Source organism: Metabacillus sp. 22489, assembly GCF_052044855.1.
Classification (GTDB): Bacteria; Bacillota; Bacilli; order Bacillales; family Bacillaceae; genus Metabacillus; species Metabacillus niabensis.
Window position 1 is genome coordinate 1 of the sequence record NZ_JBQENT010000074.1, and the last position, 13771, is coordinate 13771.

Annotated in this window: 13 protein-coding genes; 6 read left to right on the forward strand and 7 right to left on the reverse strand. The window is 37.5% G+C overall.

Annotated elements, in window-relative coordinates:
* Positions 1 to 302: 302 nt before the first annotated feature.
* The 3 genes from ACTJJ9_RS25115 to ACTJJ9_RS25125 all read right to left on the reverse strand — a co-directional run bounded on the left by ACTJJ9_RS25115 (position 303) and on the right by ACTJJ9_RS25125 (position 4339).
* On the reverse strand, positions 303 to 500 hold the full coding sequence (locus ACTJJ9_RS25115; RefSeq protein WP_066330280.1) for a cold-shock protein: 198 nt from the start codon (positions 498 to 500) through the stop codon (positions 303 to 305).
* 237 nt (positions 501 to 737) lie between these two features.
* Complete coding sequence (locus tag ACTJJ9_RS25120; RefSeq protein ID WP_145582913.1) at positions 738 to 3875, reverse strand: MMPL family transporter; 3138 nt, start codon at positions 3873 to 3875, stop codon at positions 738 to 740.
* A 2-nt stretch (positions 3876 to 3877) separates the two neighbouring features.
* Positions 3878 to 4339 carry a MarR family winged helix-turn-helix transcriptional regulator gene (locus ACTJJ9_RS25125; RefSeq protein ID WP_095303183.1) on the reverse strand — a complete coding sequence of 154 codons (462 nt, stop codon included), beginning with the start codon at positions 4337 to 4339 and terminating at the stop codon, positions 3878 to 3880.
* A gap of 238 nt (positions 4340 to 4577) precedes the next feature.
* On the opposite strand from ACTJJ9_RS25125, the gene ACTJJ9_RS25130 reads away from it, so the two are divergent.
* Both ACTJJ9_RS25130 and ACTJJ9_RS25135 read left to right on the forward strand, forming a co-directional pair.
* On the forward strand, positions 4578 to 5378 hold the full coding sequence (locus ACTJJ9_RS25130) for an MBL fold metallo-hydrolase (protein ID WP_145582934.1): 801 nt from the start codon (positions 4578 to 4580) through the stop codon (positions 5376 to 5378).
* 417 nt (positions 5379 to 5795) lie between these two features.
* Positions 5796 to 6617, forward strand: a complete 822-nt coding sequence (locus tag ACTJJ9_RS25135) for a protein-glutamine gamma-glutamyltransferase (protein ID WP_145582915.1) — start codon at positions 5796 to 5798, stop codon at positions 6615 to 6617.
* 74 nt (positions 6618 to 6691) lie between these two features.
* On the opposite strand, the gene ACTJJ9_RS25140 is transcribed toward ACTJJ9_RS25135, so the two are convergent.
* A complete protein-coding gene (locus ACTJJ9_RS25140) occupies positions 6692 to 7093 on the reverse strand; it encodes a secondary thiamine-phosphate synthase enzyme YjbQ (protein ID WP_145582918.1) in 402 nt (133 codons plus the stop codon).
* A 193-nt stretch (positions 7094 to 7286) separates the two neighbouring features.
* On the opposite strand from ACTJJ9_RS25140, the gene ACTJJ9_RS25145 reads away from it, so the two are divergent.
* Positions 7287 to 7547, forward strand: a complete 261-nt coding sequence (locus ACTJJ9_RS25145) for an atypical membrane-integrating protein (Mistic protein) (protein ID WP_145582920.1) — start codon at positions 7287 to 7289, stop codon at positions 7545 to 7547.
* On the forward strand, positions 7547 to 8542 hold the full coding sequence (locus ACTJJ9_RS25150) for a potassium channel family protein (RefSeq protein ID WP_145582922.1): 996 nt from the start codon (positions 7547 to 7549) through the stop codon (positions 8540 to 8542). The genes ACTJJ9_RS25145 and ACTJJ9_RS25150 overlap by 1 nt, the downstream gene beginning before the upstream one ends.
* Here the strand turns inward: ACTJJ9_RS25150 and ACTJJ9_RS25155 are convergent, their stop codons facing one another.
* Positions 8543 to 8944, reverse strand: coding sequence for a YugN-like family protein (locus ACTJJ9_RS25155; protein WP_145582924.1), 402 nt, complete (start codon positions 8942 to 8944; stop codon positions 8543 to 8545). It lies immediately after the preceding gene.
* Positions 8945 to 9198: 254 nt separating this feature from the next.
* On the opposite strand from ACTJJ9_RS25155, the gene ACTJJ9_RS25160 reads away from it, so the two are divergent.
* Complete coding sequence (locus ACTJJ9_RS25160) at positions 9199 to 10251, forward strand: NAD(P)/FAD-dependent oxidoreductase (RefSeq protein ID WP_440768982.1); 1053 nt, start codon at positions 9199 to 9201, stop codon at positions 10249 to 10251.
* A gap of 182 nt (positions 10252 to 10433) precedes the next feature.
* Here the strand turns inward: ACTJJ9_RS25160 and ACTJJ9_RS25165 are convergent, their stop codons facing one another.
* Together ACTJJ9_RS25165 and ACTJJ9_RS25170 are read right to left on the reverse strand one after the other, a co-directional pair.
* On the reverse strand, positions 10434 to 11786 hold the full coding sequence (locus tag ACTJJ9_RS25165) for a glucose-6-phosphate isomerase (protein WP_095303189.1): 1353 nt from the start codon (positions 11784 to 11786) through the stop codon (positions 10434 to 10436).
* Between the two features lie 208 nt (positions 11787 to 11994).
* Complete coding sequence (locus ACTJJ9_RS25170) at positions 11995 to 13158, reverse strand: iron-containing alcohol dehydrogenase (RefSeq protein WP_145582926.1); 1164 nt, start codon at positions 13156 to 13158, stop codon at positions 11995 to 11997.
* A 143-nt stretch (positions 13159 to 13301) separates the two neighbouring features.
* On the opposite strand from ACTJJ9_RS25170, the gene ACTJJ9_RS25175 reads away from it, so the two are divergent.
* Positions 13302 to 13529 carry a DUF378 domain-containing protein gene (locus ACTJJ9_RS25175; protein WP_095303191.1) on the forward strand — a complete coding sequence of 76 codons (228 nt, stop codon included), beginning with the start codon at positions 13302 to 13304 and terminating at the stop codon, positions 13527 to 13529.
* The last annotated feature ends 242 nt before the right edge of the window (positions 13530 to 13771 follow it).

Here is a 13771-nt window from a genome sequence, read left to right on the forward strand (position 1 = left end):
CGAAAAGCGGAAGCGCCTTGCTCAGCGACGTATAAACTGGAGCAATCCGTATGAGATAAAGGAAACACGAAGAGCGATAGCGATTCGATGTTGACTTATCGTAAGGAGGATTGTGAAGTTTATACGTCGCTAGGCGCTGCAGCTAGACATCCCGAAAAGCGGAAGCGCCAGCTTAGTCTCAGACTAATACAACACAGATTATTACTAGACATAACGGTTATCAAGTAATCTATATTTTTCCACACAAAAAAAGACCCCGTAAATGGAGTCTTTTTATAAGAGCTGCTTATGCAGCGTTAAGCTTATTTTTGTACGTTAGCAGCTTGTGGTCCACGAGCTCCTTGCTCAACTTCAAAAGTTACTGTTTGGCCTTCTTCTAAAGTTTTGAAGCCTTCGCCTTGGATAGCAGAGAAGTGTACGAATACATCGTCTTGACCTTCAACTTCGATAAATCCAAAACCTTTTTCTGAGTTAAACCATTTTACTTTACCTTCTAACATTGCTTTTCCTCCTGTGTGGAATGAATATGTCCACATGTATTACTATTCTTGCTAGACAACGATCGTTTTAAGAGGAGGAAACTTTTGAAGCAACTTCCATCTAACATCCTTATCCGAACAAAAATAATTACTTTCATTCTATCACCAATTGGAAACGAATGCAAGGATAGAAAAGTCCCTTTACCATATATTCTAATAGGTATTATCTCTCAATTTTTCCCATTAACCATTGCTACTTTACGCCCGTTTAAAAGGCCACCAGTTTCCGGATCCAAAATTTTTCACCATTACTGGAATTAATAACGGTAATACGATGAACGCATACAGCAATAGCCCTGTTAAGATAATCGCTGCAATTTGGATAAGTGATAGCATCCCAGATGGAATCATCGCTGCAAATGTCCCGCCTAAAATGACAACCGCAGATATAATAACAGTTCCCATCTTTTTCATCGCGAGCAGCATCGCTTCTCCAACCGAAAAATCTTTATATTCATTAAAGCGATCCATTAGGAAGATACTATAATCAACACCTAGCGCAACTAAAATCACAAAAGCAAAGAACGGAACAGCCCAGCTAATTCCTGAATAGCCTAATATATTGACAAAGATTACTTCATTAATTCCCATCGCTGTGTAATACGTTAAAATTAATGAAGCGATCAAGTAAAGCGGCATAATAATGGATCTGAACAAGAAAACAAGGATAAACGCGATACCGACAAGCATCAACACAACCGTACGTGTGTAATCATTGTTTGACATTGTACTTAAATCAGCATTCGTGCTCGTTATTCCACCGATTGCAACCTTTGCATTTTCAAGCTTCGTATCCTTCGTTACTCGTTCAATAGCTGCGTTTAACTCATCTACTTGATTTATAGCCTCATTTGAGTATGGGTTTGCTTTAAAAATAACATCAATTGTCATCACTTTACGGTCTGCGGATAGATACGTATCCAACGATTCTTTAAATTCATCACTTGCTAACACTTCTTCAGGTAAATAAAAACCTGTAGAATCATCTGTTTTTGAAAGGTCTGTTAGATACTGCTGTGCAGAGCCTAATCCAGCAGACACTTGGTTTAACCCATCAACGCTTTGGCCAAGTCCATCGGTTAATTGATTCATTTGCCCATCAAGATCACCGAAGCCGTTTAATAATTGCTTCTGACCATCTGCAACACCAGATAATCCATCAGAAAGCTTAGGCATATTGCTAACAATTTGTCCTTGACCATCAGCTAATTGATTCAATCCTGCTTGCTGTTGTTCAATTCCAGCAATTAATTGTGTGAGACCATCGGAAATTTGTGATTGACCTTGAATTAATTTTGCAAAGTTTTCATTTGCAGTCGTAACACCTGTGGTTGCTTCCGTTAGTTTTTGATTTAACGTGTTTAAACCTGCTACTACCCCAGGTAATTGCTCCTTACCTACATTTTGTACAGTTCCTTTTATATTGCCATAGGTTTGCGCAAATGTTTTATCAGTTAATAATTGTGCGAATTCTGGATTTTTTTCAAGAGTAGCAAAACTACCATCAAGGTTATTAAGTGCTGTAGAGATCGCACCAACGCCTTTACTAACCTTCTCATATTCCCCACTCAATACGTTCAACCCAGCAGCTACGTCTTTGTATCCACCTAATAGCAAATTGCTATTTTCCTGTAGCTTGAGAGCTCCTGTCTTTGCATCAGCTAAGCCCTTTTTAATTTCGTCTGCTCCTGCTGAGCCTTGGCGGATTCCATCTTCAATTTTCGCTAAGTTTGTTTGGATTTCTGTTAATCCTGAATTAATTTCTGTTGTTCCATCAATTAATTGAGTAATTCCATCTGTTGCCTCTTTAAGCTGTGGAGATGATTTTGATAATTCACTTTCTGCCTCTGCTAAGCCATCGCTTATTTCAACGAGCCCTTCCTTCCCTTCACCAAGACCTTCCTCTAATGTTTTAGCTTGGTTGGAAACATAGAAATCTTCAATTTTCTCGCCAGTCGGTCTCGTTACAGAGCGGACTGTATCAACTAGGTCAACCTTTTCCAGCTCTTTTGAAATATTTTCTGCAAGACTGATATATTCAGTTGAATCCATCGCTTCATCGTTTTCTAATACAATTTGCGTTGGCATTGATTCACCTGGTCCAAATCCTTCAGCAATTGCATTAAATGCTTTTATTGAATTTACATCACCGCTTATTTCTTCTAGCGAGTTATATGATAGCTCACCATCATATTGCACAAGAAATGGCACGGAAACCGCAGCAACGATAAGCAGCGCAATAAGTGGTCTTGAAAGGGAAAATTTCCCGACAACACCCCATAATTTACTATCACCATGCTCTAGCTTTCCTTTTGCAGGCCAAAATATTTTGCTTCCTAAGACAGCCATAAAAAACGGAACAACTGTGAATAAGGCAATAATTAAAACCGCGACACCTACAGCTACAGCAGCTGCTGATTGATAAAGCTTAAACTGGGAAAATCCAATTGCAGCAAACCCGATCATAACTGCTAAGCCACTGAAAAACACTGTGCGACCAGCGTTACGATAAGTCTCAACAATCGCTTCTGTAATGCTCTCTCTATGAGCTAACTCCTCTTTAAAACGACTTAAAAGTAAAATACAATAATCCGTTCCGATTCCAAATAAGACGGCTACTAAAAAGATTTGCGTAAAGTTAGAAATCGGAAAGTTTAATTTATCGACCAATATTGCGACAATTGATTGTGATGCCAAATACGTTATCCCAACTGTGATGAGAGGAATAAGTGGTGCAATCACAGAGCGGAAAACTAGAAGTAATACAGCTAGAATGAATACAACCGTAATTCCCTCTGTCTTTTTCAAGCCTTCCTCAGAGCTGTTCATGACATCTTCATCAATCATCCAGTCACTAGTGTAATAATGGTCTACATCAACATCCTCTATCGTTTCGTATAATAAATCAGATAGCTCCTTTGCTTCACGGTCATTCCATGTAACCGTAACAGAAGCTAGGATCGTTTTTCCATCTTTTGAAACTAGCTGATCCTTTAAGCTTTCTTCATGAAAATGAGTAAGAATGCTTGAAACACCTAGCTCTTTATTATCCTCTAATAAATTAATCGCCTTTTCAGCCTCACTTATTTCATGTTCAGTAAGACCCTTCTCATTATGAAAGACTAAAGCTACATCTGTTTCATCCTTTGCATTTTCTTGATTTTGTACATCCTCTAATATTTCAGATGCAAGTGAGGATGAGTACCCTTGAGGAACGCTAATTTGCCCTTTTTCCCTTACAAGATCAGCCATACTCGGTGCAAGCAAAAACAATCCTATAACAATGGCAATCCATGCAGCAATGACAACCCATTTTCCTTTAATAATCGAATTCACTACTATTCCTCCAATTGACAGTCTTTTATATTCGTTAAAATGTTATTTAGCTTCTCATATGTTTCAATGAAAGAAACAATCTCTTGTTCATCGAAACTCGTAATAAATGTTTTTACTAAATTTTGAATATTTTTTTCTGCTTTAGAATAATATTCGATTCCTTTGTCTGTAAGAGTCAAATAAATCACTCTGCGGTCTGATTCATCCCTCGTTCGTTTAATTAATTCCTTTTCTGTAAGTCGATTAATAATCGCAGTTATTGCACTTTTCTTCACCTGAAAAACTTCCGCTAATTCAGTGGAAGTGCATCTCTTATGTAAGTAAATGTAGCGCAATGTGTACTGTTGATCGTACGTAATAAAATCCCCAATGATTCCCTTGATAAGATTTTCCCCACTTTTTGTTACGGAGAAGGAAACATTAATATACCGATTAATTAATTCTTCGATCAGTTTTTCATCCACGAAGGGAGCCACCTTCCTTTTATTCTTACATGCCTGCTATTACTTCAGGCTTTATTTTTAATAACTCATGCTTAAAACATATTTTAGTTAAACAATTTAACTATTCACGTGTTTAACTATAAAATGGTCATTGGTATTTGTCAATCTATCCATTCTTTTTATTGCTTGTCATACTCCATAACACTTTATGAAATACTAATTTAGATATGACAAATTGGAGGTAAATGAATTGGAAAAAATGCCATTAACATCGATTTCGAGTGGACTTGGTATCGAGGTCATGCCTGATCTTTATTGCTTCAATGTCCAAATTGTGAATGTTTGTTTTATCGGGAATCCTAATGAAGGCAATACATTTATATTAGTTGATGCAGGTATGCCTGGCTCTGGAGAAATGATTATTCAGGAGGCTGAAAAGAGATTCGGTAAGGGATGTAAGCTTACAAACATCATCCTTACACATGGACATTTCGATCACGTCGGTGCAATCGAGCAATTACTACAAAAATGGGATGTCCCTATTTATGCACACCCATTAGAGGAGCCGTACTTAACTGGAAAAGAGGATTATCCACCACCAAACAACGAAGTGGAAGGTCTCGTCGCAAAAATGTCGCCAATGTTTCCAAGACATAGCATTAACATTAGCTCTAATTTACAGCTATTAGGTGATGATGGAAAAATCCCTCCACTTCCAAATTGGCGTTACATCCGAACACCAGGACATACACCAGGACATATTTCACTTTTCAGAGATTCAGACAGAGCGTTAATTGCTGGCGATGCGATAACAAATGTTGAGCAGGAATCATTATATGAAGTGTTGACGCAAAAACAAGAAATGCACGGCCCACCCCCTTATTTCACAACCGATTGGCAAGCGGCATTTGCATCTGTCAAAGCAATCGAAGCATTGGAACCACAAATCGCAATAACAGGTCATGGATTCCCAATCACAGGAGATGAGCTCCACACAAATCTTAAAAAGCTTGTAACAAACTTTGAACAAACAGAAATTCCAGAAAACTACCGGGTTTAAGAAAAGCGGAAACGACTGGTTAGCCCCGACAAGCATAAGACGCATCAGAATAGAAGGTGTTCTTTACCTTCAATTCTGATGTGGCTTATGACTCGAGGGGCTAGGCGCTGCAGCTAGACATTAGAAAAGCGGAAGCGCCTCGTTCAGCCCCGACAAGCATAAGGCGAGAAAGAATTGAAGGTGTTCTTTACCTTCTATTCTTTCTTGACTTATGACCTCGAGGGGCTAGGCGCTGCAGCTAGACATTAGAAAAGCGGAAGCGCCTCGTTCAGCCCCGACAAGCATAAGCTCCATAGAAAATTCCCCCTCACATCTATGGAGCCAATTGCTTTTCTTTCTTATAAAAGTTTAAGTTCTATTACTATTTTCTCCCTTCTCCTCCATATATATTAGAGAGCATGAGAAAGGAGGGAGTCGATGATTTTCATTGGAAATACGGCCGCATACGCTCTACAGCTTAAAACCCCCTCAAATACAGCAGTTGAAAACGAAATGATTAACAGAATGGCAAACTATCAAACAACATATTCCTTTTATAATCTCGAGCATTTTCATTTTACGCTAAAGCTGAGATCAGCGATTATTCAAGCTGCAAAAGAGTTACTCGCAAGCAAGGCGGAGTTTACGGTATTCGAGGATTCTAAATGTAATGCACGATATTGGATATTAACGAGAACCGGCGGATTTCAATTAAGAAATGGGGTTCAGCCATCAAATGCGATCCATGATATTTTTATCAACGGAAAACAATATGGCTTTGAATGTGCGACTGCTATCGTTATTATCTTTTATAAAGCTGTTCTCCAGGTATTCGGTAACAGTCTATTTGATCGGTTGTATCAAGGAATTTATTTAAGGGATTGGCGTTCTGATGAGGATTTACCGATTGTAACAACTAGAGGAAATGATTATTTGCCTGGTGACTGCGTCTACTTTAATAATCCGGAATTTGATCCTAATAAATCATATTGGCGTGGAGAAAACGCAATCGATTTAGGGAATGGAACGTTTTATGGCCACGGAGTCGGAATCAAAACATCAGAAGAAATGATCGAAGCATTAAATAAACGACGCAAGCCATATGCAACACAATCTGCGTATTTATTATCACAAGTCACTCGACTAGATGATCGCTATCTTTTTCAGTTTTCACCTCGCTCTACAGAGGAGCCTCTTCCCCGCTTCCTTGCAGCAAATGAAATTGTCGGGAAGATTGGTCAGGTTACCTTTTATCTCTAGTTTCAAAGAGAGATTTACTTAAAGCTAAGATTGACCCCTATTTATTTGAGGGGTCAACTGCTTTATGTCATGTCTTATTCTCCTTGAATTTTCACATAAAATGTACGCCTTCTAGGACCGTCAAATTCACAAAAATAAATTCCTTGCCAAGTACCTAATAATAATCTTCCTCCTGTAACGATAACGGCTTGGGAAGCTCCTACCGTACTGGCCTTCATATGTGCTGCCGTATTTCCCTCCATATGTAAATCCTTTTCATCATCCCATGGATATACTTCATCGAAGCGGCGAATCATATCTGTTTTTACATCAGGATCTGCATTTTCATTTATCGTAATACCGGCTGTTGTATGTGGACAATAAATAAGAACAGTACCTTCTTGTAGACCAGATTCGCTGACATCTCTTTGAACTAAACTAGTCACCTCAACCATTTCATCGTGATTATTTGTTTTTAATTCATGTTTGATTAGCATATGTCACTTCCCTCTTTTCATGAAATAAGTCAACCTTCATCTATTTATTACTATACATGAAAGACGTCACTGGATGAAGACATTGATATTTGCTTGATTTTAAGATGTACAAACAGTTCTTCTCAATAAGAATAGAGAGAATTGAACATACTACTAATGGAAAAAGATTGATGTCAAGGAAAGTGGTGGTCACTTGAAAGTAAGTGAAGATGAAAAAAAACTGCTAAGTGAAGCAATTGATAAAATGAATGAAGGCTTAGATACTTTTATCGGTTTTTATAATGATTCAGAGGAAGATAAGCCACTAATTGAGTTCACTGATGAAACGATTGAAACGATCCAACGCGCCATTGATGTATATGGAAAAGATGAAGTTACAACAAAAATAAATACAATTATTCGGGAGGTACTATCCTTCCTACCGAATAATAAGAAAGGAAAGGATGGAGATTAATGACAAAATCAAACAAAACAATGATTCAATGGCTTAAGTGGCCGCTCTATTTTCAAATCTCATTTGTCGTCATCCTTATCATTCTAGTATTTGGCACAATTATTTCTTTTGTTGAACCGAAAGAATTCCCCTCTACATTTGATGGAATCTGGTGGGCACTAGTTACGGTTTCTACAGTTGGCTTTGGTGATTATTCCCCAGAAACAGTTGGTGGTAGAATCATTGCGATGATTATGATTTTGATCGGAGCTAGTATGGTTAGTGCATACTTCGCAACGATTTCAGCAGCAGCGATTCGAAAACAGCATGCTTATGTCGAAGGGGATTTAACCTTTAAAGGAAGCAACCATGTGATTTTAATCGGCTGGAACGAAAAGGTAAAAGAAATGATCGATTCATTGCATTCCGTTAAACCCTACAAGCAAATTGTCTTAATTGATGAAACATTAAAAAGTGGACCCCTTATAGAAAATGTTTACTTTGTTAAAGGCGATCCGACAGATGAACGAGTTTTAGCCAAAGCGAATATTACATATGCAGATGCAGCAATTATTACTGCTGACCAAAATAAAAATGAGCATGACGCTGATATGAATTCAATACTTATACTCCTTACATTAAAAGGTGTTAACCCAAGCTTGTATTGTGTCATTGAGGTTTTGACAGAGAAACAAACGAATAATGCGAATCGAGCAGGTGCTGATGAAATTATCAAAACGTATAAGCTAACAAGTCACTTTATTATGAGCAGCTATTTAGCAAAAAACGGATTGTCCCAAGTTTATTCCGAATTAAATCCAGCAAAAGGAAATCTGTTTCAAATCATCCCTGTAAAACGGGAAGATGTCGGTAAAACCTTTCGAACGATCAGCCATGAGTTATTAGAAAATGAATCGATATTAATCGGCATAAAAAAAGGAGAGGAAACGAAACTAAATCCACCCCTCACCTATACAATCGAGAATGAAGACTCATTAATTGTCTTTAGCCATTAACTATAGCAGCGTATCCTCAAGCTGCTTAACAAGCTCCTTCCCATTCTCGATATATTCATTTGGGAAGGTTGCATCTTTATCCTCCGGCTCCTGAAACTGGTTAAATGATGCACTCACATTCCCGATACGAGCGTGATCATCTAAGCCAATTTGATATTTATGTGATAACAGAAAAGGTGTACCGATTTGAACCACTACTCCAGGTGTATCAAGCTCTCCATTAATAGCTTGAAACGGGACTCTTAAAAATTGATACCCGACCTCGGAATCGATTTTATAATCTAAATAGCCATGATCATATTCCCAATTCCCGCCTATATCATACCCTAAAGGCTTTAATTTTTGTTCGAGCTCATATAAAGGAAATGCTTTTCCTTCTAGCCTTGATTTTATTTCAAGCATAATAAAACCCCCTTTTTCAATTAGATTTTCCTATTACGTAAAAAACATGCTTAATCGTCCATTATAAAACAATATTGACAATTGAAATGAAACAACAGATAATGATATTGAGAATCATTATCATATTAAACGTTATCAAAAACTTATATTCACATCCTCACATCTATCTTCATGAACATACTTTTTCGGCTTTATAGTGAGGATTTAACAATTTATATGAAAGAAAAGAAAACGAAGGAGCGTGCACAATATTGATAAATCATGAAGAGCTATTTGATGTAACGATTATCGGTGGTGGACCAACAGGCTGTTACTCTGCATTTTATAGCGGAATGCGAGAAATGAAGACAAAAATTATTGACTTCCAACCAAATTTAGGTGGTAAAGTCCACGTTTACCCAGAGAAAATGATTTGGGATGTCGGTGCGGTTACACCAGTTACTGGTGAACAATTAATTAAGCAAATGGTTCAACAAGCATTAACCTTTGACCCTGAGGTTGTCCTAAATGAAAAAATCATTCGAATCGAAAAAACGGCTGATACTTTTATATTGACGGCAGAAAGCGGAAAACAGCATTTTAGCAAAACCGTCATTTTAGCTGTTGGTGGCGGGATTCTAAAGCCAATTAAATTAGACATTGAAGGTGCCGATCGTTTTGAGGTAACGAATCTTCATTATGTTGTGCAAAGCTTAAGCAAATTTAAAAACAAAGATGTCGTTATCTGTGGCGGGGGTAATTCAGCAATTGATTGGGCTGTTAGTATCGCTCCTGTTGTTAAAAGCCTACATATTGTTCATAGACGAGACAAATTCGATTGTCACGAGGCCCAGCTTTCACTTTTAGATCAATACCCTCATGAAAAGCATGTAAATACAACAATAAAAAAATTTGTTTCTACTACAGATAACACAAAGATTCGCTCAGTTATACTTGAAAACAAGCTTACAGGCGAGGAATCAGCAATTGAAATTGATGATGTTATCATTAGCTATGGTTTTGAACGAGAGCTTTCTTTTATTAAAGAAAGTCCATTACAAATTGAGCTTGTTGACGAGTTCTATGTAAAGGGTAGCAGCAAGGCACAATCATCTATTGAGGGACTTTTCGCAGCAGGCGATATTCTTTCATTTGACGGTAAAGTGCATCTTATCCTTGGGGCATTTGCCGATGCAGCAAATGCAGTAAATCAAGCGAAAATGTACTTAGACCCTAACTCACCTGCTAAAGCAAGGGTTTCGTCACATAACAGTCGTTTTGAAGAAAAGAATAAGGAGTTACTTCAACATTTGTTTGTAAATTCGTGATTTGAATGTAGCTTTTAAAGATTGAAAGTATTTTTATTTTTATGTAAGTATTCACCCTAGATTTGAAAGTATTTTTTCTTAAATGAAAGTATTCTCCGGAAATTGAAAGTATTTCACCTTTTTGAACAAAAAAGAAGCTGTCCTTGGTCAATTTTGACTCAAGTGACAGCTTCTTTTCATGTTTATTTATTTAAGCGTGCTTCTAATTCAGCTTTTTTCTCTTCAAAGCCAGGTTTGCCAAGTAATGCGAACATATTTACTTTGTACGCCTCAACACCTGGTTGGTCGAATGGGTTCACTCCTAATAAGTATCCGCTCATTGCACATGCCTTTTCAAAGAAGTACACTAAGTAGCCGAATGTATACTCGTCCATCTCTGGAATTGAAACAACTAAGTTAGGCACTCCTCCGTCAGTATGTGCAAGCATTGTTCCTTGGAATGCTTTTTTGTTAACGAAGTCAACAGATTTTCCTGCTAAATAATTTAAGCCATCTAAATCGCTATCTTCTTTTTCAACAAGAAGTTCATGACGTGGTTTTTCAACATTAATAACTGTTTCAAAAATGTCACGTCTACCTTCTTGTACGTATTGACCTAATGAGTGAAGGTCTGTTGAGAAGTTTGCAGAAGAAGGATAAATTCCTTTTTGGTCTTTTCCTTCACTTTCACCAAATAATTGCTTCCACCATTCAGCAAAATATTGAAGACCTGGCTCATAGTTAATAAGCATTTCAATTGTTTTTCCTTTGTTGTAAAGAACGTTACGAACAACCGCATATTGGTATGCTGGGTTTTCTTCAAGCTCAGACTTACCAAAGTCTTCACTTGCTGCTGCAGCACCCTTCATCATCGCTTCAATATCAACTCCTGTTACTGCGATAGGAAGTAAGCCAACAGCTGTTAAAACAGAATAACGACCGCCGACATCATCAGGAATAATGAATGATTCATAGCCTTCCTCTGTTGCTAATGTCTTTAATGCACCGCGTGCTTTATCAGTTGTTGCATAGATACGTTGTTTCGCTTCTGCTTTACCATATTTTTCTTCTAGAAGCTTTCTGAAAATACGGAATGCTAAAGCAGGCTCTGTTGTTGTACCTGATTTAGAAATGACATTAATTGAGAAGTCTTTTCCTTCAAGTAGATCATGTAAATCCTTCATATATGTAGAGCTAATATTATTTCCAACAAAAATGACTTGTGGAGTTTTTCGTTGCTCTTTTGATAAAGAGTTGTAGAAAGAATGGTTAAGCATTTCAATCGCTGCACGAGCTCCTAAATATGAGCCACCGATTCCGATTACAAGAAGGACATCTGAATCAGATTTAATTTTCTCTGCACTTTTTTGAATGCGAGCAAATTCTTCCTTGTCATAGTTCTTTGGCAGGTCAACCCAGCCTAAGAAATCACTTCCAGCTCCAGTTTGCTCATGGATTGAATGATGGGCAACCTTTACAAAATCACGTAAGTATGTAATTTCATGTTCGTTAAAAAAAGTTAATGCATTAGAATAATCAAAACGTACATGTGTCATAAAACATTTCCTCCATATACTTCAATATTATTATAACTATCTTCACTTTATCTAAACTACTCTAGTAAATCAAGCTAAGTTATTAATGTAAGCGTAAACAACAAAGAAAATTGTCTGAACCTTCATTTTATGGAATAAGAGTTAGAAGCTGGATTACTCACATAAAAATAGCTAAGCTACAGAGTAGCAACCACTCTGTAGCTTAAATTTATAAAGAAGCTCGATAAATCGCTACAACATCATCTCTCGTTAGCTTTTTGAAATTACCAAATTCACCATTTGCCATTGCTTTATCAGCCATGACATCAATGCTTTCCTCACCGATATCATAGTCCTTTAAGCGGCTTGGTGCGCCAATACTGCTCCAAAATTCGCGAAGTTTCTCAATTCCTTCAGTTGCGATTGCTTCCTTATCCTTTCCGCTAGGATCTACATCAAATACGTTTACCGCCATTTGTACAAAACGGTCGACGTTTTCTGACATCGTATGCTTCATCCAGTTTGGAAATAGAATCGCTAAACCGCCACCGTGTGGAATGTCGTGAACCGCTGAAACTGCATGTTCAATATTATGTGTTGCCCAGTCACCGCGATAGCCCATTTGCAGCTGACCGTTTAACGCAATTGTTCCCGCATAAAGAATCGTTTCGCGCAGCTCATAATTTTCTAAGTCTTCGACTAATTTTGGTGCAGCTTCAATAACAGTTCTTAATGTTGATTCACAAAATTTGTCCTGTAACGGTGTATTCTTTGTATGATGGAAATATTGTTCAAACACATGTGACATCATATCAACAATTCCATAAATTGTTTGGTTTTTCGGAACTGTGTATGTATTTACAGGATCGAGGATTGAAAATTTCGGGAATACTAATGGGCTTCCCCAGCCATACTTTTCTTGCGTTTCCCAATTTGTAATAACTGAGCCTGAATTCATTTCAGAACCAGTAGCAGCAATTGTAAGCACTGTTCCAAATGGTAATGCTTCTGTTGGAATATGTTTTTTCGTCACAATATCCCATGGATTCCCTTCATACTTCGCACCTACTGCAATTGCTTTTGTACAATCGATAACACTTCCTCCACCAACTGCAAGTAAAAAGTCAACATTCTCATTCTTACAGATGTCCACACCACGTTGTACAGTTGAAAGTCGCGGATTTGGCTCAACACCTGATAGTTCAAAAATTTCAATTTGCTTATCTTTTAAAATATTCACAACTTGATCATAAAGTCCATTACGTTTAATACTGCCTCCACCATAAACTAGCAATACTCTATTGCCATATGATGGTACTTCAGTAGCTAATTGCTCAACCTGCCCTTTACCAAAAATCAATTTTGTTGGGTTATAGTATGTAAAATTATCCATTCAATATCGCCTCCATACTTAAATTATGTATAGTCATTTATTTCTTGTAAAGAAAAGTGCTTCACACAACAATTTCCAACGAATAGGATTTACCTTTTTATCACATTCTAATCATGCAAAGAAAATATTTTAGGAGGTTGCATATGAGCGCAATTCAACGTATCGCATTAGTGTTAACCATTATTGGAGCAATCAACTGGGGACTTATAGGATTTTTTGGTTTCAACTTAGTAGCAGCCATTTTTGGGGATGATACAGCTCTTTCTAGAGTGATTTATGGCTTAGTAGGAATTGCTGGTTTAATTAACCTTGGATTACTCTTTAAACCATCTGAAGAAGTAGCGAGAGAGCCTCGTCCTGAAGCTCGATAAGCTTCTAAAAGAAGAGCTAACAAGATGACGTGTTGGCTCTTTTTTATTTCTTTTTTTCATAAATATAGGAGAACGTGGGATCTCGTATCCTTTCCGTTAAATGACGAGTTTACCTAACTCCCAAATAAGAAAAACCGGGCATAGCCCGGTCCTTTTCATGGTTAGAGAATATCCGATAATTTGTACTCTATGCCATGTACCCCTTTATAATACTCAGGATACATTTCACCCCCACATTTTTC